Annotated in this window: 16 protein-coding genes; 12 read left to right on the top strand and 4 right to left on the bottom strand. The window is 64.7% G+C overall.

What is annotated here, in order from left to right; all coding sequences use genetic code 11:
* Positions 1 to 22: 22 nt before the first annotated feature.
* Positions 23 to 3,526, bottom strand: a complete 3,504-nt coding sequence (locus AC5STB_RS16615) for a YhdP family protein (protein WP_495443903.1) — start codon at positions 3,524 to 3,526, stop codon at positions 23 to 25.
* Between the two features lie 50 nt (positions 3,527 to 3,576).
* Here AC5STB_RS16615 and AC5STB_RS16610 point away from each other — a divergent pair, with 50 nt between their 5' ends.
* The 6 genes from AC5STB_RS16610 to AC5STB_RS16585 all read left to right on the top strand — a co-directional run bounded on the left by AC5STB_RS16610 (position 3,577) and on the right by AC5STB_RS16585 (position 9,238).
* Positions 3,577 to 4,038, top strand: coding sequence for a peroxiredoxin (locus AC5STB_RS16610; protein WP_495443902.1), 462 nt, complete (start codon positions 3,577 to 3,579; stop codon positions 4,036 to 4,038).
* A gap of 239 nt (positions 4,039 to 4,277) precedes the next feature.
* Positions 4,278 to 5,120 carry a ferritin-like domain-containing protein gene (locus AC5STB_RS16605; RefSeq protein WP_495443901.1) on the top strand — a complete coding sequence of 281 codons (843 nt, stop codon included), beginning with the start codon at positions 4,278 to 4,280 and terminating at the stop codon, positions 5,118 to 5,120.
* A gap of 84 nt (positions 5,121 to 5,204) precedes the next feature.
* Positions 5,205 to 5,714 (top strand): ribosome modulation factor, encoded by a 510-nt coding sequence (locus tag AC5STB_RS16600; RefSeq protein ID WP_495443900.1) that lies wholly within the window; start codon positions 5,205 to 5,207, stop codon positions 5,712 to 5,714.
* Between the two features lie 215 nt (positions 5,715 to 5,929).
* Positions 5,930 to 7,261 (top strand): DUF5930 domain-containing protein, encoded by a 1,332-nt coding sequence (locus AC5STB_RS16595; protein ID WP_495443899.1) that lies wholly within the window; start codon positions 5,930 to 5,932, stop codon positions 7,259 to 7,261.
* Positions 7,251 to 7,790, top strand: coding sequence for a bactofilin family protein (locus tag AC5STB_RS16590; RefSeq protein WP_495443898.1), 540 nt, complete (start codon positions 7,251 to 7,253; stop codon positions 7,788 to 7,790). The genes AC5STB_RS16595 and AC5STB_RS16590 overlap by 11 nt, the downstream gene beginning before the upstream one ends.
* Before the next feature lie 242 nt (positions 7,791 to 8,032).
* Positions 8,033 to 9,238, top strand: a complete 1,206-nt coding sequence (locus AC5STB_RS16585; protein WP_495443897.1) for a calcium-binding protein — start codon at positions 8,033 to 8,035, stop codon at positions 9,236 to 9,238.
* Positions 9,239 to 9,293: 55 nt separating this feature from the next.
* Here AC5STB_RS16585 and AC5STB_RS16580 read toward each other — a convergent pair whose 3' ends face one another.
* The 3 genes from AC5STB_RS16580 to AC5STB_RS16570 all read right to left on the bottom strand — a co-directional run bounded on the left by AC5STB_RS16580 (position 9,294) and on the right by AC5STB_RS16570 (position 11,458).
* Positions 9,294 to 10,256, bottom strand: a complete 963-nt coding sequence (locus AC5STB_RS16580) for a DUF3179 domain-containing protein (RefSeq protein ID WP_495443896.1) — start codon at positions 10,254 to 10,256, stop codon at positions 9,294 to 9,296.
* A gap of 154 nt (positions 10,257 to 10,410) precedes the next feature.
* On the bottom strand, positions 10,411 to 10,959 hold the full coding sequence (locus tag AC5STB_RS16575) for a peptidylprolyl isomerase (RefSeq protein WP_495443895.1): 549 nt from the start codon (positions 10,957 to 10,959) through the stop codon (positions 10,411 to 10,413).
* Complete coding sequence (locus AC5STB_RS16570) at positions 10,952 to 11,458, bottom strand: peptidylprolyl isomerase (protein WP_260018440.1); 507 nt, start codon at positions 11,456 to 11,458, stop codon at positions 10,952 to 10,954. Before AC5STB_RS16570 ends, AC5STB_RS16575 begins: the two co-directional genes overlap by 8 nt.
* A gap of 140 nt (positions 11,459 to 11,598) precedes the next feature.
* Between AC5STB_RS16570 and AC5STB_RS16565 the strand changes: the two genes are divergently transcribed.
* The 6 genes from AC5STB_RS16565 (at position 11,599) to AC5STB_RS16540 (ending at position 18,113) form a co-directional block, all read left to right on the top strand.
* Entirely contained in the window at positions 11,599 to 12,792 is a 1,194-nt protein-coding gene (locus tag AC5STB_RS16565; RefSeq protein ID WP_495443894.1) for a phosphoglycerate kinase, read from the top strand.
* Positions 12,793 to 12,959: 167 nt separating this feature from the next.
* A complete protein-coding gene (locus AC5STB_RS16560; RefSeq protein ID WP_495443893.1) occupies positions 12,960 to 13,592 on the top strand; it encodes a hypothetical protein in 633 nt (210 codons plus the stop codon).
* Positions 13,593 to 13,756: 164 nt separating this feature from the next.
* Positions 13,757 to 14,056, top strand: a complete 300-nt coding sequence (locus AC5STB_RS16555) for an FtsB family cell division protein (protein ID WP_271905141.1) — start codon at positions 13,757 to 13,759, stop codon at positions 14,054 to 14,056.
* Between the two features lie 306 nt (positions 14,057 to 14,362).
* Positions 14,363 to 15,376, top strand: a complete 1,014-nt coding sequence (pdhA, locus tag AC5STB_RS16550; protein WP_495443892.1) for a pyruvate dehydrogenase (acetyl-transferring) E1 component subunit alpha — start codon at positions 14,363 to 14,365, stop codon at positions 15,374 to 15,376.
* A 16-nt stretch (positions 15,377 to 15,392) separates the two neighbouring features.
* On the top strand, positions 15,393 to 16,766 hold the full coding sequence (locus tag AC5STB_RS16545) for a pyruvate dehydrogenase complex E1 component subunit beta (protein ID WP_495443891.1): 1,374 nt from the start codon (positions 15,393 to 15,395) through the stop codon (positions 16,764 to 16,766).
* A 15-nt stretch (positions 16,767 to 16,781) separates the two neighbouring features.
* Entirely contained in the window at positions 16,782 to 18,113 is a 1,332-nt protein-coding gene (locus tag AC5STB_RS16540; RefSeq protein ID WP_495443890.1) for a pyruvate dehydrogenase complex dihydrolipoamide acetyltransferase, read from the top strand.
* The last annotated feature ends 522 nt before the right edge of the window (positions 18,114 to 18,635 follow it).

Genomic DNA, 18,635 nt, shown 5'->3' with positions numbered 1-18,635 from the left:
GGTTTTGCAACATTTACCAAGCCTACTTACCGGCGCTGAGCGGCTCTTGCACCTGCGGTGCCTGCTCCTGCGGCGACGGCGCAGGGGGCGAAACCGCACCGCTTGCGCTGTTCGCGGGCTGCTGGCCCGGGATCTGCGGCGCGGGCCCGCGGAAGATTTCCCGCAGGAAACCCGGCGCCAGCCCTGCCAGCGGATTAACAGAGACAGAGGGGTCGGCGGCGGTCCCGCGCAGGGTGAAGGTAAAGCCGAACAGCCCCTCGCCGTCGCGCGGCGACAGCACCCGGCCGATAGCGTTCAGCAAATAGACCGGTGAAATCACCCCGCGCATGTCCAGCCGGCTGGACCGCAGGTTGTAATTGCCGTCCAGTGACAGCCCCATCGACGGCCCCACTGCGCTGCTTTCGTGCAGGATCAGATGCGAGGCCCCCAGCCGGAACCGCCCGTCCATACTGGTGAACAGGATGCCCTGGCCGGTCATCTCGTCCAGCAAGCCAACCAGGCTGATTGCGTTCAGGATCGCCGCCATCGACGGCGCATTGCGGACCCGGATATTGCGCACAGCGACCTTGCCGTCATATTCGCCCGGCGTGCCGGCCGGGATCAGGGTCATGTCAAAGGAACCGCCGCGGCCATGCGCAAAGATCCCCGCCGAGCGGAACACCCCGCCGGCATCATTGGCCCGGATTCGCGCCGCCGTGCCGCCGTTCTGCGGCACCACCGTGCCAGCCACCGGGGTCTGTCCGTTCAGCCTGCCGGTGAACTCGCCGTTCATGCCGCCCTGGGTCGAGAACCGGCCCTGGAAGCTCCGTAACCCGATACTCTCCGTGACCTGCAGATTCTGCAGCCGCAGGCTGACCGGCACCGCCCCGCCGCCGCTGCTGCCGCCGCCCGGCGGCCCGTCCCCGGCAAACGGCGACCGGTACAGTGCCAGCCTGCCGCCCGTCACCTCGATCGCAGGCGGGGCATTGCCGCGGCCGCGGAAAGTCACCGCCCCCTGGAACCACCCGCCTGCCCTTGCCGATGTAAACACCGCCTGATCCAGCCCGCCGCCGGCCCGGGTTGTCACCCGCCCGCTGGCCGACAGCCCCGGCGCTTCCAGTTCCAAACGATCCACCGTGGCACGCTCTCCCAGCACCGCCGACAGCGACAGCCTGCCCCTTGCTGCCTCCGCCTTGCGCCAGCTGATCTCCGGGATCCGCAGCCCAAGGCCGGCCAGATCCGAGTCCAGCGCCAGCCGCGGCGGCGATCCCGGCGTCAGATCCACACTATAGCGCCCCTGCCCCGTGCCAAAGACAGACCCGCGCGGCAGGCCGAGGTTGAAGGCCTCCACCGCCTCAGCCGTCAGCGCGATACGGCCCTCCACCCGGCTGTCCTTGGGGGCATCCTTGCCGATCTGCTGCTGCCAGCTGGCGCTCAGCGGCACGCCGGACAGGCTGCCGTCGCCGCTGATGCGGACATGGCCCTGATCGCCCTCAACCGCCAGCACCGGCGCCTCGGCCACATGGCCCGGCACCAGCTTGTCTGACTCCACCGCCCGCACCGTGCCGCGATAGTGGTATTGTATCTCCTCTACCGGCACGTTTTTCTTCAGCGGCATCGCCAGCGTGCCTTCCGCCTCCACCAGGCCCGCAGCCAGGTCCACCGGCAGCCCGGCCTTGTCCATCACCTGCATCGGCTTCCGGTTCAGCAGCGACAGCGCCGCCGTGGCGGAACCGCGCGCCATGATCCGGGCAATCCCCGGCGTGCCTTCCTTGGCCGAGACATCGGGGATGATGAAGGAGGTGCCTGCCACATCCACCGCGCCGCCCTGCTCCGGGAGAACTGTCCCGGCCGATGCCGTTACCACAAACCGTTTGCCGTAAAGGCTCAGCTGCCCGGCGCCGCCGCGCACCGGCGGCATGAATTTCTGAAACAGCACCTCGGCGCGGTCAAACGCCAGATCAAGGCTGATAAACGGCTTGCCCGGACCCCGGCCGCGCATGTGGAAACCGACATCGCGGATCTGTCCCTGCCGCAAGTTTTCCCGCACCCACTGCCGCGGCTTGGGCGCCAGCACTGCAGGCCACAGCTCCTTGACCCGCGCCGCGCTGACCGTGTCGACACTGCCGTTCAGATCGTAATTCCAGCCGTCCCGCCCGGCCCCGACCGTGCCGTCGAGGTGGATGCGGCTGTCCCCGTCCCGCACCAGCATCTCACCCAGCCGCAACCGGAAAGGCCGCAAACGCAGGTCGAAATCCGCGTCCACCGCGGGAAACCTGACCGGAGTATCAAACAGCCGGCGCGGGTTCAGTTCCAGGCCGGAAAACCGCAGCTGCCCCGTCAGCCCGGTCAGCTGGCCGTTCTGGATGCCTGCCAGGCTGGCCTGCCCCTGCATCACCCCGGATCCCCAGCCGCTTTCGACGCTGAGTTCGGAAAAACTCAGCATCTGCCGTGCGGGATCATAGGTGAAATAACTGCGCGCGCCGCTGATCGGCACCGGACGGGTTTGCGCCTCCGGCTGGATCACGCCCTCGCCGATGCGCAGGCTGGCCTGCACCGGCAGCACCGCGCCATCGCCTGCAACACCGCCGCGCAGGGAGCCGGAAATCGGTGCCTGCAGCACGCCCAGCCAGCCAAGCGCCGGGCTTTGCACGGCAATATCCTCGCTGGCAATGTCAGAGACCATTACCCCGAATTCCGCCTCAGGGCTGCCGATCTCAGAGCTATAGCTGGCCTCCACCGTGCCGACCCCGCCACGCCCGCTCAGCACCGAGAACGCTCCGGACAGCGACACCGCGGCACCGTCCCGCTGCAGCCGGATGCGGCCGCCGTCCAGTGTCCAGCCGCGGCCCAGCCGGTCGTCGGTATAAGACAGCGTCAGCGCATTGGTCTCCACGCCAGTCAGCGACGCCAGCACCGGCTTTTCCAGCTGGCTGTCCCATTGCTCGATCAGCTGCACCAGGCTTTCCGCGCGCCGGGCCGGCAGCCCGCCGCTGGCGAAGCTCAGCGCCAAGGAACCGTCCTTGTTGCGCCGCAGCGCTGCAAACAGCCCGCTGAGAGTGATCTGCTTGGGCTGGATGCGGCCGCGCAGCAAGGGCCGCATCGCCAGGCTTGCCTGGGCATCGGCCAGCTGCGCAAACACCGCGCCGTCCGGATGCCGCAGCACCACATCCCGCAGGCTCACCCGCGGCCGCCAGCCCTTGTTGACCACCACATTGATGGCGCCGAATTCGATCTGCAGCCCGTTCAGGTGGCGTTCGATGCGTGTCTCCACCCGGCTTCGAACCCAGTCCGGCGCGTCCAGCCGCGTGCCGATCCCGAAATAGACCGCGCCCGCGCCCAGGAACGACAGGACCGCCAGCACCCAGGCCAGGCGGCGCAGCAGCCTCCAGCGCCGCCGCTGCCACCGCCCGGACGGCGAAACAGTGCCCGCCGCCTCTGCAGCAGGATCCGGCTCCGGCACCGGTCCGGCCACAGGCACCGCCTCAGCGGCGGCGCGGTTATTCTCGCCGGCGGGTTTGATCTCAGCTTTCCCTTCGCTGTTCATGGGTTATGGTCGCCGCGCAGTGATTTGCGCAAAAGACAGGAGACAGGCCAATGCTCGACGTTTCAGATCCCGCCCCTTCCTTTACCCTGCCCCGCGGCGGCGGCGGAGAGGTCACGTTGTCCAGCCTCAGGGGCGCGCCCGTGGTGCTGTTTTTCTACCCCCGCGATAATACCCCCGGCTGCACCAAAGAATCCATCGCCTTTTCAGAGGCTTTGCAGGCATTCGCCGATGCCGGCGCTCACGTTTTCGGGATTTCCAAGGACAGCCTGAAGAAGCATGAGAATTTCACCGCAAAACACGGGCTGACAACACCGCTCTTGTCGGATGCGGAGGGCACCGTCTGCGAGGACTACGGCGTCTGGAAGGAAAAGAGCATGTACGGCAAGACCCACTGGGGCATCGAGCGCTCCACGTTCCTGATCGACGCCGATGGCAACATCGCCCGGGTTTGGCGCAAGGTGAAGGTCGACGGCCACGCGGACGAGGTCCTGGACGCCGTCCGCGCCCTGTGACCCAAGCCCTCCCGCCAGCTCTGCCCGCGCCCTGCCGGGCACAGCCGCGGCTGTTGGGCCCGGCGCCGCCCAAAGGGGCGGCGCGCAGCGCGCGGAATGCGCGCTGCCCGACCCAAGGCTGCCAGGGCGGTCAGCCTGCTGATCGCCCGCAGTCGCGGGAGCGCCCCGTTTCCGCTCTGGACTCCGCCGCCCAAATCGGGTGAAGCCGGAGCCGCAACCCGCCGCAACAGGAGACCCGCATGTCCGATCAGCCCCTTACGCTCGCCGCACGCGCCGCCGAGGTGCTGACCACCGCGGACGGCCGCGCCAAGACCGCATTGTCGCGCCGCCATGCGGCTGAGTGGTTTGCCTCGCGCAAAGGAGACGCCCCGAAGATCCCGGTCGGCACCGCCAGCCCGCCGGTGCACCCGGCTCGGCCCGAAAAGCCCGAACTCCTGAATCCCCGCGACGTGCCCAAGCGCAAGCCCGGATCCGAGGCCGGCCGTATCGCCCTGCTGCACGCGGTCGCCCATATCGAGCTCAACGCCGTCGATCTGCATTGGGACATCATCGCCCGCTTCTCGCATGTGCCGATGCCGCTGGGGTTCTTCGACGACTGGGTCAAGGCGGCGGATGAGGAATCCAAGCATTTCAACCTGATGTGCGACTGCCTTGAATCTCTGGGCAGCCATTACGGCGCGCTGCCTGCGCATGCCGGCATGTGGCGCGCGGCTGAGGACACGTCGGAGGACCTGATGGGCCGTCTCGCCGTGGTGCCCATGGTGCTGGAGGCCCGCGGCCTCGATGTAACCCCCGGTATGATCGGCGTCTTCCGCAAGGCACAGCTGTCGCAGGCCGTTGAGGCGCTGGAGCTGATCTATGCCGAGGAGGTCAGCCACGTCGCCTATGGCTCCAAATGGTTCAACTTCCTCTGCGGCCGGGACAATCTGGACCCCAAGGAGGAATTCCACGCGCTGGTGCGCAAGTATTTCCGCGGCGCGCTGAAACCGCCCTTCAACGAGGAAAAACGCGCCGACGCCGGCCTGCCGCCCGATTTCTACTGGCCGCTGGCCGACCAGGTGAAACCGCTGCCGGGCTGGTAGCCCCGCCCGGCCGCACTGCCCGCAGCCTTTACCTGAAGCCCGCCGGAGCGTAGACTGGAAAGTCCCGGAAACCGCGGGTGCCCCATGTTCGAAGACGACTTTCCACTGCTGAGTACCGCGAGCCTTGTCGCCCTGATCATGCACAAGGCCGGCGCCGGTCCGGTCACGCTGGAGAGCTGCGAAACCGCCCTCGCCGCCCTGTTCCGGCAGGCCAACGAACACCCTGGCCTGCCGCCGGAGGATCTGCGCGCGCGGCTCACCGGCCATCTGGCAGACTTGCAGACCGCCCGCATACTGGAACCGGTGCCGGACGGCGGCTGGCAGCTGACCCGCCGCGGCCGCCGGGCGCTGGAGCAGCACCCTGAAGGGCTCGACCAGACCGACCTTGCCCGCTACCCGGAATTTGCCGCCCATCTGCGCGACACTGCCCACCAGCCCTGCGGCATGGACCCGCGCGGCGCGCATTTCGACGAAGGCTATCTTGCTTGCCTGAACGGTCTGCCGTTTACCGCCAACCCCTATGCTTTTGACAATGCCGACCACCAGGCCTGGGAAAACGGCTGGACCGAAGCGCAGGACGAACGGCAGGGCTGACCGGGCCTCTGCCGGCAGCCGCCGTCCGCAGCCGCTTCCCTGCCCCGCTCGGCAATTTCCCGCCGATCACACTCCGCTAACCGCCGTTGCCCGGCCCGATGGGTCAACAGGCTTGCCCAACCGGCCAGCCCTGTCTATTGACTTCGGCCAAGGTCCCGGAACCGCGCCGCGGCGGGCTGCGGGGCCGGACGACGAGACTGGACAAGGACCGGACATTGCGCACACGGCTCGCGATCAGAATTCACAGTTTTCTTGAACGCCGCTTCCCGGAGCGGCGGGTGTTCTTGAAATCCGACACCGACACCCGGTTCATCCGGTTGCGCTCTGAAACACAGCTTGTGGCAGTGGCCGGCATCACCCTGTTTACCGCCTGGGCCATCGTCGCCACTGCCATCGTGCTGATGGACAGCATCGGTTCCGGCAATTTCCGCGAGCTGGCCAAGCGCGATCAGCAGACCTACCGCGAGCGGCTGAACGCGATTTCCGATGAACGCGACGCCCGCGCCGAAGAGGCGCTGGCCGCCCAGGAGCGTTTCAACGCCGCACTGGCGCAGATCTCGGCGATGCAGTCGGAGCTGCTGGCGTCTGAGACCCGCCGCCGCGAGCTGGAAACCGGCATCGAAGTGATCCAGACCACCCTGCGCGACACCATGAGCCAGCGCGACGCCGCCCGCGGCGAGCTGGCGCAGCTCAAGGAAGAGACCGGCGGCGGCACCGGCGCCCATGCCGCGATGGCCAGCGCCGAGGCGCAGATGGACCTGCTGGCAGACGTGCTGGCCGACACCGCCACCGAGCGCGACCAGATCATGGCCGACGCCCGGGGCGCGCTGCAGCAGCGCGACGAGCTGGAACTGGAGCTGCAGCTGATGGATGAACGCAACAGCCAGATCTTCCGCCAGCTGGAAGAAGCGGTGGCGGTCTCTGTCACTCCGCTCGACAAGATGTTCCGCAATGCCGGCATGCCGCCCGACCGCATCCTGGAGCAGGTGCGCCGCGGCTATAACGGCCAGGGCGGTCCGCTGGAGCCGCTGGCGATGTCGACCCGCGGCGAGGAACCCAGCCGAGAAGCGCTGCGCGCCAACGCCATCCTGGCCAAGCTGGACCAGCTGAACCTCTACCGGCTGGCGGCTGAACAGGCGCCCTTTGCGACGCCTGTGAACCTCGGCCAGGTGCGCCAGTCCTCCGGCTACGGCTACCGCCGCGACCCGAAAACCGGCGGCCGCCGCCTGCACAAGGGGTCCGATTTCGCCGGCCGCACCGGCACCGATATCTTTGCCACCGCCGATGGCGTCGTCACCCATGCCGGCTGGCAGTCCGGCTACGGCAGGATGGTCACCATCCGCCATGCTTTCGGCATCGAAACCAGATACGCCCATAACTCGAAACTCCGCGTGACTAAGGGCCAAAGGGTCTCGCGCGGGGATCACATTGCTGATATGGGTAACACCGGACGGTCCACCGGGACCCACCTCCATTACGAGGTCAGGGTCAACGGGCAAGCTGTTAACCCCATGATCTACATCAAGGCTGCGAGAAATGTTTTCTAAGAGCAAAATCAACGAGCCCGGGCCGAAGCAGGCCGACGCAACCCCGGCACCCGCGGCGGCCCCGGCAGCTGCGCCTGCGGCCAGCGACTACACCTCCAGCATGCCCAAGGCCAAGCCCGCCGCATCGCTGCTGAGCTCAGACCTGCACATCACCGGCAACGTCAAGACCACCGGTGATATCCAGGTCGAAGGCACGGTTGAGGGCGACATCCGCGCGCATCTGCTGACCGTCGGTGAAACCGCCACCATCAAGGGCGAAATCACCGCCGATGACGTGGTCATCAACGGCCGCATCGTCGGCCGCGTGCGCGGCCTCAAGGTGCGCCTGACCTCCACCGCGCGGGTCGAGGGCGACATCATCCACAAGACCATCGCAATCGAAAGCGGTGCCCATTTCGAAGGCTCCGTGCAGCGTCAGGACGATCCGCTGAACCCGGGCGGCCGCAAGTCCGCCCCGGCTGCAGCGCCGGCCCCGGCGCCGTCTGCGGCGATTCAGGCCGCCACCAAGGCACATAAAGCAGAAGGCTGAGCCGCCAGCCGGCCAGCCATCTGCACCGCCGGGTCTGACAGGGACCACCGAAGCGCCGCAGGGACCCCCTGCGGCGTTTTCATTTTGCAACACCTCTTGCTCAATTTTAGCGCGACCTCAGAATTACTTAAGGGCAGCACTTTCATCGCCTTGCCTTGCTTAACGCTATTTGGCACCAGAACCCTAGGTTGTCGGGCAGCCATCCGAACAACGCAGAATTCCAAATTTCCAGGGTGTCTTAGATGGCGAGATTTACAGTAGACGATTCCAGTTACACTTGGGATGTGGGCGGATTGCAGGATTATTTCATCCGCAGCATCAGTGTTGCCGCCGTGGATCCGAACCAATTGGTCTACACCGGACTCAACATCAACTTTGAAATCTACACCACTACACTGAACGGTATTTTCTACGCTATTGGCGAAGAAGTTCATGGTTGGATTGGCAGCATTGACTTCGAAGTCGGCGGCACAACCGTCATGTCTGCGACGGATTTCCTTGTCGAATACACAGAGTATTCGACACTTGAGAATGCAGACTTCGTTCAGTCTGTGACCCTCGGCGATGACGTGTTTACGATCGACTCTACACGGAGCAGCACCTGGGAACTTGGATACGGCGACGACACTATTAATGCCGGCACCGGAGACGACAGCATCTACGGCGGTTCAGGGACCGACCTGCTGATCATTGACGATAGCATCGCCGGGACCGAGTTCCGGTCCGTTTCCACCTACACTTACCTGCGCTCCGCAGAAGGTAACGACCGGCTGAATTCAATGGAGCTTATCCAGTTCAACGATCTGACTGTCAGCCTGCAGACCGGAGGCTCCAGCGACAATCAGTTAACCGGCGACCGCCAATCAGCCAGCCAGCACGACGTAATCCTCGGCGGGGGGGGTGATGACACCTTGCGCGGCCTTTCCGGCAACGACCGCCTTTACGGTGAGACCGGTAACGACCGGATCGAAGGCGAAACCGGCCGCGATCGCTTGCTCGGCGGCTCCGGCAACGACCTGCTGGATGGCGGCCGCGGGGGCGACAAGCTCTTTGGCGGCTCCGGCCGCGACAAATTGAATGGCGGCAGCGGCCATGACCGCCTGTTCGGCGGAGCCAGCAATGACAAACTCTTCGGAGGAGCCGACAACGACGCTCTGAAAGGCGGCAACGGGCGCGATGTTCTGTTTGGCCAGAAAGGCAATGACCTGCTGACCGGCGGCGCCCATGCGGATATCTTTGTCTTTCGTCAGGGCCATGGCAACGACACCATCACCGATTTCACTGCGGGCACTGACCATATCCGGATCAGCCGGGGTGCAGAGGATATGGGCGGCCTCGCCTTCCAGGCCCAAGGCGATGATGTGCTGGTGTCCTTCAGCGATGTGACCATCCTGGTCGAGGACATCTCCGTGGCGGCGCTGCAGCAATCGGATAACTTCCTGTTCTGATCCAGGCGGCCAGAGCCGAACTCTAGCAGGCGCGCCCCTCGCGGCGCGCTTATTGCTATTTCAGCATCCATTTGCCGTCCGGCCAGAAGGCGTGGAAGGCAAAGGCGAACATCACGTCATGGGCCACGTCCCGCCCCTGCCCGTCCCGCACCCGGACGCTGCCGATGTCGCGCCCCTGCGCCAGCCTGCGCTTGTCCAGCGCCGAGGCCTGCCCCGGCCGCCAGCTCAGCACCAGCCCGGCCTCGCGGATCTCGGCTTCGTTGGCCAGCCGGGCCAGCGGCCAGGCACGGCTGCCGACGCGCACCACCCGCTGCATCGGCGCCAGCCCGTGCGGCGGCGGGCTGCCATCATAAAGGAACGGCCATTTCGCTGTGTCATAACCGCGGTACGGGTTGCGCCCGTAATCGCGGTTCCAGCCCGGTTCCGCCATCACCAGCCCCTCCGGGTTGCGGGCGGTGAACTCCTGCCAGCTCTCGACCCAGCTTGGCAGCGTCTTCAGCCGGGTACCGGTCATCCGCCCGACAATGCCGGTGCCGGTCGCCTGCTGCCACCAGCTCCGGCTTTCACGGTCATACATCACCATGTCCGAATACCGCAGCTTGCCGCTGACGCCGAAACTCAAGACCCCCGCCGCGGTGCGCCGGTCAAAGCTCATCGCCGAATTGCACAACGGGCAATAAGTCACCGCCACCGGCACCCCAGCCACCACGTCGTTCACGATCTCATGCCAGGTCAGGTAGCGCAGCGGATAGGCCCGCGGCGCGGCACCCGCCATCTCCAGCGTGATCACCGGCTCCCGCGGCTTCAGCCGCCGCGCCTTGGCGGCTTCCACGAACTTCGGCCTGTCCAGCGCCGGAATGCCATCCTTGGGCACCCCGCCAGAACGGATCTGGCCCCAGTCCTTCACGCTGGAGCGGCTGAAATCAGTCTGCGGCCACTCCCGCTGCCAGACCTGCGGATCCGCCTGCGCGCTCCACGGCAGCAGCAGACCCAAACACAACAGCATAGGTTTGAACATGACCAGCGCCTCCCACCCCAGTAAACGGCAGCGGACAGGCGCGGCACAGGGGGCTGCACGCGCTTGTGACCGGCTGTCAGCACGCCAGACACAAAAATGCCCGCCCCCGGGACACCGGGGGCGGGCTGTCTGATACCGGGAAACCGGACCGGGCTTACTCGGTCACCGTCACCTTGGTCATGGCGTCGGGCTGACCGGTCACCGAGCCGTTGTTGCCGGCGCCGCGCTTGATCGCATCAACCACATCCATGCCGTCGGTCACCTTGCCGACAACCGTGTACTGGCCGTTCAGGAAGTGGCCCGCATCGAACATGATGAAGAACTGCGAATTGGCGCTGTTCGGGCTTTGCGAGCGGGCCATGCCCACCACGCCGCGGTCAAACGGCAGGTCAGAGAACTCGGCCGGCAGGTCCGGACGGCCGGAGCCGCCGCGCCCGGCCATGCTCATATCGCCGCCGGCCTTGCCGAACTCGACGTCGCCGGTCTGTGCCATGAAGCCGTCGATCACCCGGTGGAATACCACACCGTCATACGCGCCTTCAGCCGCCAGCGCAGTGATCTGCTCCACATGCTTGGGCGCCACATCCTCAAAGAGGTCGATCTTGATGGTGCCGTTGGCTTCACCCTCGACCTGGACCTCCAGGCCGGTGGCAAAGGCAGGCCCTGCCGCCAGCAGGGCCAGGGCTGTCAGCGCCTTACGCATCCGCAGCCACCTTGACGCTGATCATCCGGTCCGGGTTCGCCGGCGGCTCGCCCTTGGTGATGGCGTCCACGTGCTCCATGCCTTCGATAACGCGGCCATAAACGGTGTACTGGCCGTTCAGGAAGTGGTTGTCCTTGAAGTTGATGAAGAACTGCGAGTTTGCCGAGTCCGGATTCGCAGACCGCGCCGCGCCCAGGGTGCCGCGGTCATGCGGCAGCTTGGAGAACTCGGCCGGCAGGTTCGGCAGGCTGGAGCCGCCGGTGCCTGCCATGCGGATGTTGAAACCGTCTTCCATGTCGCCGTTGGCCACGTCGCCGGTCTGCGCCATGAAACCGTCGATCACCCGGTGGAAGCAGACGTTGTCGTATTCACCTGCACGGGCCAGTTCCTTCATCCGCTCGGAATGCTTCGGTGCCACGTCGGGCAGCAGCTCGATTACAACATTGCCGTCTTTCAACTCGATGATGACGGTGTTTTCGGGATCTTTAATCTCGGCCATGTGGCCCTCCTGTCGTCGAAATTTGCAACGATAGTTAAGGCCAGCGCCCGGAAATGCCAAGGGAGCATTGACTGATGCGCAAAAACCCCCGAAACAGCCCGCGGATTTGACTGCATTTTCACCATAAGGGGTCACTTGAGATGGGCTGGAAAACACTCGACGACATGGATCTGAACGGCAAGCGCGTGCTGGTGCGCGTGGATATCAACGTGCCGATCGTCGACGGCGTGGTGACCGACTCCACCCGCATCCGCCGCATCGCCCCCACCGTGCGCGACATTCTGGCTGCCGGCGGCAAGCCGATCCTGCTGGCCCACTTCGGCCGCCCCGGCGGCGAACGCCGCGAGAACCTGTCGCTGAACCAGCTGGTGCCGACACTGGAGCGCGCCTTTGAAACCCGCGTGCTGTTTGCCGCCGATTGCGTCGGCGCCGGCGCCGAAGCCGCCGCGGACGCGCTGCAGCCGGGTGAAGTTCTCCTGCTCGAAAACACCCGCTTCCACGCCGCCGAGACCAAGAACGATCCCGACCTGGCCGCTGGCATGGCGCGCCTGGGCGAGGTTTACTGCAACGACGCCTTCTCCGCCGCCCACCGCGCGCATTCCTCGACCGAGGCGCTGGCCCGCCTGCTGCCTGCCTGCGCCGGCCGTCTGATGCAGGCCGAACTGCAGGCGCTGGAAAGCGCTCTGGGCCAGCCGCAGCGCCCGGTGACCGCCGTGGTCGGCGGCGCCAAGGTCTCCACCAAGCTGGAACTGCTGGGCAACCTGATTGAGAAAGTCGACCATCTGGTGATCGGCGGCGGCATGGCCAACACCTTCCTGGTCGCCAAGGGCCTGCCGGTCGGCATCTCCCTGGCCGAACGCATCATGAAGGACACCGCAGCCGAGATCCTGGCCAAGGCCGAGGCCGCGGGCTGCGAGATCATCCTGCCCTCCGACATCGTGGTCGCCAAGAAATTCGAGGCCCACGCCGAGCACCAGATCCTGCCCGCCGATCAATGCCCCGAAGACGGCATGATCCTGGACGCAGGCCCGGACAGCGTCGCCCGCATCATCGAAGTGTTTGCAAACAGCAAGACGCTGATCTGGAACGGCCCGCTCGGCGCGTTTGAGCTGGAACCGTTCGATGCAGCGACCAACGCCGCAGCCCTCAAGGCCGCAGCGATGACCCGCTCCGGCCAACTGATCTCGGTTGCCGGCGGCGGCGACACCGTGGCGGCCCTGAACGCCTCCGGCGCGGCCGGCGACTTCACCTATATCTCCACTGCCGGCGGCGCCTTCCTGGAATGGATGGAAGGCAAGGAGCTGCCCGGCGTCGCAGCGCTGGAAAACGCCTGAAACGGCACAGCTGCATCACTGGATGCCTGAACTGAACCGCCGCAGACTTCCTGCGGCGGTTTTTTAGGACCTCCAGCCGGCTCCTATTTCATGTCCAGAACGCGGCCCATCACCATTTGTGCCACATTCCGCTGCTAGCAGCCCCCTGCAGCGAAAGGACCTTTTTGATGAAATCTTCCAGATGGCAATGGGTGTTATCTTTTACCCTGATTGCAGCCGCAGTTTTTCATGGCGCAGGGTACCTGGAGTCCAAACCGTCTCAGGCTCACACCGGTCTTGCCGGGATCGCCCACCGCTATTGCGCACCGCAATGGCACGCCCTGACAACCTCAGAAAAAGCCTCTTGGCTGGAAGCAATACCTGCAAATTACGAAAACAGCCTGGTAGAAGTTCCGGCCGATGACCCGGACGCCCGCAGCTTTGAGGCCTGGAACAAGCACATTGCCTCCACTCTTGCGCTGCAAGAGCATATCCGCTCCTTCTTTACCCTGTATAACTCTTTGCCCGAGGACGATGCCGGCAAAGAGGAAAAATTAGCACACGCCTTTGCATCCTACCGGGCAAAATACGGCCTCTGGTCATGCCTCAGCCTCAACAGCACTGAACGCCAACTGCTGGAAGCCAAAACCCACTCAATAGATAAGACAATTGATGCCATGGACATTTATCTGGCCGAAGACCAGTACCATTGCCTGGGCCTCGAACGCATCAGAGAAGCAGCTTCCGAACTCGACCCGGCGGAACAGAACTTTCCAGAAAACTTCCGGGAAATCGTGCGTGAACATCTGAGGCTTTGCTAGCAACGTCCGTTGCCGCGACGGCCTTGCAGAGCATCTTCCGCAAATTTTCCCCGCTTTGGACAGATTTGGGATTCCCAAGCAGATTCGCTTGTGGCATTCTGAATTCAGACGCCGGCAAACGGTGCAAAACACATCAAGAGCAGTAACATACAGGCACCTCCAAAGTGACCCGAAGCACACGGCCGTCCCTCGGCGCCATCGCCTTTTTTGCCATCGCATTCGCGCTCAGCGCTTACTTCACCTTTGCGGCGGTACAGGGCGATTTCGGGCTGTTCCGGAGGGTCGAGATCCAGGCTGAGGCAGAAGAGCTGCAGCAGGATCTCGGCCGTCTCCAGTCCCGCATCGGCGAGATGGAGAACCTGACCCGCCGCCTGTCCGACGATTACCTCGACCTCGACCTCCTTGACGAACAGGCACGCACGGTTCTGGGTCTCGTCCGCGCGGACGAGATTGTGATCCGCTGATCCTCTCCACTAAGCGCGCCTCTGGCACATCGTTTTCCCGGGAGGAAAGCGGCTGGGAACTTGGCAGTTTTACCAGACCGAGTCTTGCCAGAACTCCTTGTCACCCCGCACCCATTTGAAATTCTCCGGTTCAGGTCTGCCTGCAGCTGTGCTTGCGGTCCCCCAGCGTTGCATTTTTGCGCGGTGACCGGCGGATCTTTACCCTGCGTCCGGACCGCGTCAGAATAGCACTATTCAGCCGGGCCAAAACCCGCTATGAATTTGTTTAACACTAAACTATCTAGCCTTCAGGGGGAGCTGACCACCATGGCCGCTAGAAAAAGCGCAAAGAAACCAAACGTTTCTGCCGAAGAACTGACGAAACACTACCGCGAGATGCTGCTGATCCGCCGATTCGAGGAAAAGTCGGGCCAGCTCTATGGCATGGGCCTGATCGGCGGCTTCTGCCACCTCTACATCGGCCAGGAAGCGGTTGTTGTGGGGCTTGAGGCGGCAGCCGAGGAAGGCGACAAGCGCGTCACCTCCTACCGCGACCACGGCCACATGCTGGCCTGCGGCATGGACCCCGACGGCGTCATGGCTGAGCTCACGGGCCGCGAAGGCGGCTACTCCAAGGGCAAGGGCGGCTCCATGCATATGTTCTCCAAGGAGAAGCATTTCTATGGCGGCCACGGCATCGTCGGCGCCCAGGTGCCGATCGGCGCAGGCCTCGCCTTTGCCGACAAGTACAAGGGTAACGGCCGCGTGACCTTCGCCTACTTCGGCGATGGCGCTGCCAACCAGGGCCAGGTCTACGAGACCTTCAACATGGCCGCCCTGTGGAAACTGCCGGTGGTCTTCGTGATCGAGAACAACCAGTACGCCATGGGCACCTCGCAGCAGCGCTCCACCTCCAGCGCCGAGATCTGGGAACGCGGCAAGGCCTTCGGGATCCCGGGCGAGGCTGTGGACGGCATGAATGTGCTGTCAGTGAAGGAAGCGGGCGAGCGCGCCGTGGACCACTGCCGCAGCGGCGACGGCCCCTACATCCTCGAAGTGAAAACCTACCGCTACCGCGGCCACTCGATGTCGGATCCGGCCAAGTACCGCACCCGCGAAGAGGTCCAGAAAATGCGCGAGGAGCGCGACCCGATCGAGCAGGTCCGCGAGATGCTGCTGACCGGCAAGCACGCGACCGAGGAAGACCTCAAGGCGATCGACAAAGAGATCAAGGAGATCGTCAACAAGTCCGCCGAATTCGCCAAGGAAAGCCCGGAACCGGCCCTGGACGAACTCTGGACCGACATCTACGCGGATGAAGTGCCGCAGGTAAACGCCTGAGAGGGAAGACAAAAACATGGCAACTGAAATTCTGATGCCCGCCCTGTCGCCGACCATGGAGGAAGGCACCCTGGCCAAATGGATGGTCAAGGAAGGCGATACCGTGAATTCCGGCGACATCCTCGCCGAGATCGAAACCGACAAGGCGACGATGGAGTTCGAAGCCGTCGATGAAGGCACCGTCGGCAAGATCCTGATTGGCGAAGGCACCGAAGGCGTCAAGGTCAACACCCCCATCGCGGTGCTGGTCGAAGACGGCGAAAGCGCCGATGACTACGAGGCCAGCAGCGCCAAGGAAGAGGCCCCCGCCGAGGAAGCGCCCTCCGACGAACCCGCCGCCGCCGCGCCGCAGAAGGAACCCGCCATGCCGGCCAAGGTTCTGGAACCGGATTACCCGGAAGGCACCGAGATGGTGCAGACCACCGTGCGCGAAGCCCTGCGCGACGCCATGGCAGAGGAAATGCGCCGCGACGAGGACGTGTTCCTGATGGGCGAGGAAGTCGCCGAGTACCAGGGGGCCTACAAAGTGTCCCAGGGCCTGCTCGATGAATTCGGCGCCAAGCGGGTGATCGACACCCCGATCACCGAGCACGGCTTTGCCGGTATCGCAACCGGCGCCGCCTTCGGGGGCCTGCGCCCGATTGTCGAGTTCATGACCTTCAATTTCGCCATGCAGGCGATTGACCACATCATCAACTCCGCGGCCAAGACGCTTTATATGTCCGGCGGCCAGATGGGCGCCCCGATGGTGTTCCGCGGCCCCAATGGCGCTGCCGCCCGCGTCGGTGCCCAGCACTCCCAGGACTATGCCGCCTGGTACATGCAGATCCCGGGCCTCAAGGTGGTGATGCCCTACTCCGCCGCCGACGCCAAAGGCCTGATGAAAACCGCAATCCGCGACCCCAACCCGGTGATCTTCCTGGAGAACGAAATCCTCTACGGCCGCGCCTTCGACGTGCCCAAGCTGGACGATTTCACCATCCCCTTCGGCAAGGCCCGCATCTGGCGCGAAGGCTCCGACGTCACCATCGTCTCCTTCGGCATCGGCATGCAGTACACGCTGGAAGCGGCGGAGAAGCTGGCCCAGGACGGCGTCAGCGCGGAGGTCATCGACCTGCGCACCCTGCGCCCCATGGACCTGCCCACGGTGATCGAGTCGGTCAAGAAGACCAACCGCCTGGTCACGGTCGAGGAAGGCTGGCCGCAGGGCTCCGTCGGCAGCTATATCGCCTCCGAGGTGATGCAGCAGGCGTTCGACTATCTCGACGCCCCGGTTGTGACCTGCACCGGCAAGGACGTGCCCATGCCCTATGCCGCCAACCTGGAACGCCACGCGCTGATCACCACGGATGAGGTGGTCGAGGCCGTGAAGCAAGTGACCTACCGCTAAGGGAGCGCGAAAAGCATGCCTACTGAAATCCTGATGCCCGCGCTTTCTCCCACCATGGAGGAAGGCACCCTTGCCAAATGGCTGGTCAAGGAGGGCGACACCGTCTCCTCCGGCGACCTGCTGGCCGAGATCGAAACCGACAAGGCCACCATGGAATTTGAAGCCGTGGACGAAGGCACCGTCGGCAAGATCCTGATCGCCGAAGGCTCCGAGGGCGTGAAGGTGAACACCCCCATCGCGGTGCTGCTGGAAGACGGCGAAAGCGCCGACGACATTGACACCTCCGGCGGCTCCAGCGCGGACGCAGCCCCGGCCAAGGAAGCCAAGGAAGAGGCCCCTGTCGAAGCCAAGTCCGAGGCGCCCAAGAAAGAGGCCAAAACCGCCCCTGCCGCGCCGCAGGGCGCCGACGGCAACCGCATCTTCGCGTCGCCGCTGGCACGCCGCATCGCTGCGGACAAGGGCCTGGACCTCTCCCAGATCAAGGGCTCCGGCCCTAAGGGCCGCATCGTCAAGGCCGACGTGATCGACGCCAAGCCGCAGGCCGCCGCGTCCAAGGCTGCAGGCGGCACCGAAACCGGTCCCGCCGCAGCGGCCCCTGCCGCAGCTGCGCCCGCCGGCCCCTCCGCCGATATGGTCGCCCGCATGTACGAGGGCCGCACCTACGAGGAGGTCAAGCTGGACGGCATGCGCAAGACCATTGCCGCCCGCCTGACCGAGGCCAAGCAGACCATCCCGCATTTCTACCTGCGCCGCGACATCCAGCTCGACGCGCTCTTGAAGTTCCGCGGCGAGCTGAACAAGCAGCTCGAAGGGCGCGGTGTGAAGCTCTCGGTCAACGACTTCATCATCAAGGCGGTGGCCCTGGCGCTGCAAGCGGTTCCGGACGCCAACGCAGTCTGGGCCGGCGACCGGGTTCTGAAGATGAAAGCCTCCGACGTGGCGGTTGCCGTCGCCATCGAAGGCGGGTTGTTCACCCCGGTGCTGCAGGACAGCGACACCAAATCCCTGTCGGCGCTGTCGGCAGAGATGAAGGACCTCGCCTCCCGCGCCCGCGAGCGCAAGCTGGCACCGCATGAATACCAGGGCGGCAGCTTCGCAATCTCCAACCTCGGCATGTTCGGCATCGACAACTTCGACGCCATCGTGAACCCGCCGCACGCGGGCATCCTGGCAGTCGGCTCCGGCGTCAAGAAGCCGGTTGTCGGCGCGGATGGCGAACTGAAGGTCGCCACTGTGATGAGGGTCACCATGTCAGTCGACCACCGCGTCATCGACGGCGCCCTCGGCGCGGACCTGCTGAAGGCGATCGTCGGCAACCTGGAAAACCCGATGGTGATGCTGGCCTGACGGGCCGCTGCCAGAAAAAACACAACAGCCCCGGCCTCAGCGCCGGGGCTTTCGTATTTGTAATGCGAATCCAGATCTCAAACCCCGCTTTGAGCCCTGAGCGGAAATGTCGCAATCTTGCTGCGCGCGCTCGCAGCACAAAAAATGCCGTAAGCGCTCAAGTGTCAACGCCGCAGCGCAGCGAGCACACCGGACCTTCATGCAACTCGCAGCACTACTCAAACAGCTAATTTACAAGTCGCCTAGCCTGCAATGCGCGTTGGCCTACGGCTTATGTGCCATGGACTGCTCTATGCAGACTGCTTTCAGGTTATGGCAAGTCGGTGGCAGTTCCTAACGGGGCGCCGGTCCGCAGCGGCCCAGACGCAAAGGGTGACAACCGCGAGAATGGCCCCAAAGAACGAAAGTGTTGCGCCATTCATTCAACTTATGGATAAATGACCCCACTCGGAAAGTTTTACGGGGCGGACAAAGGCGGGCAGTGTCTCTCGCTTGCTGCCTGTCTGCGGCCACCTCAAGTTT

Source organism: Leisingera sp. CC-HEC093, assembly GCF_059429195.1.
Note: the sequence above shows the minus strand (reverse complement) of the source record. Positions and strands in the feature narration are given on the sequence as shown.